Genomic DNA, 1,235 nt, shown 5'->3' with positions numbered 1-1,235 from the left:
TGACCTGACCCCTCTGTTCCGGTCCGGGGTTTGTGAGAGTCTGAATGCCCAGGATTTGGGCGGGAAGGCTCGATGACGATCATGGCGACGCGTAAACGGCACACCCCTGAGCAGGTGGTGCGGAAGCTGACCGAGGCCGATCGGCTGCTGGCCGAGGGTAAGGACGTGGCAGAGGTGTGCCGGGTCCTGCAGGTCACCGAGGCCACCTATTACCGGTGGCGCAACCAGTTCGGCGGCCTGAAGGCCGATGACGCGAAGAAGCTCAAGGAACTCGAACGCGAGAACACCGTGTTGAAACGGTTGCTGGCCGAGGCCGAGCTGGAGAAGGCGGCGTTGAAGGAGATTGCGAAGGGAAACTTCTAGACCCGGAACGCCGGCGCGCGGCGGTCGCTCACCTGCGACGACTGTTCGGGATGAGTGAACGCGCCGCGTGCCGGGTGACCGGGCAGCATCGCAGTACCCAACGCCGTCCACCGGCCGACCAGCGGGACACCGACCCGGATTCCGGGCTGCGGGAATGGTTGCGGCAGTGGGCGAAAACCCATCCACGGCAAGGATTCCGCCGCGCCTACCACGAGGCCCGCGCCGAGGGATGGGCGGTGAACCACAAGAAGATTCAGCGCCTGTGGCGGGCCGAGGGGCTGCGGGTGCCGGTGCGCCGGCGCCGCAAACGCCTCGGCACCTCCACTGTCTGCGAGGTGACCGCGGACGCGCCGAATCGGGTGTGGGCGATCGATTTCCAGTTCGACGCCACCACCGACGGGCGACCTGTGAAGATCGTGTCGATTGTGGACGAGCACACCCGTGAATGCCTGGGTGGGCTGGTGGAGCGCTCGATCACCGCTGATCGGCTGATCGACGAGCTCGACCGCATCGCGGCCGAACGAGGCTATCCGGCGGTTCTGCGCTGTGACAACGGACCGGAGCTGGCGTGCTCGGTGATGGCGGACTGGGCCGGTGAGCGGGTCGGGTTGGCGTTCATTCCGCCTGGTCAGCCCTGGCGCAACGGCTATATCGAGTCGTTCAACGGGCGTCTGCGCGACGAATGCCTCAACATCAACAGCTTCTGGTCACTGACCCAGGCCCGGGTCGTGATCACCGATTGGAAAACCGACTACAACCAGCGGCGGCGGCATTCGGCCCTGGGATATCGCACCCCGGCCGGATACGCTGCGATCTGCACACATCAATGACCGGCTCTCACAGCCCGTGGACCGATCACCGGGGTCCCGTCA

General features: G+C 65.7%; 1 protein-coding gene. It reads left to right on the top strand.

All coding sequences use genetic code 11. The features are described 5' to 3' along the window. Positions 1–81: 81 nt before the first annotated feature. Positions 82–1,193 (top strand): IS3 family transposase gene (locus ACX4ZE_RS22750; protein ID WP_480275504.1). Its coding sequence is split into 2 segments (ribosomal slippage): positions 82–349 and positions 349–1,193, totalling 1,113 coding nucleotides; the frame shifts between segments, so codons are not numbered across the junction. Positions 1,194–1,235 lie beyond the last annotated feature (42 nt).

This window comes from Nocardia sp. TBRC8007 (assembly GCF_056629435.1).
Note: the sequence above shows the minus strand (reverse complement) of the source record. Positions and strands in the feature narration are given on the sequence as shown.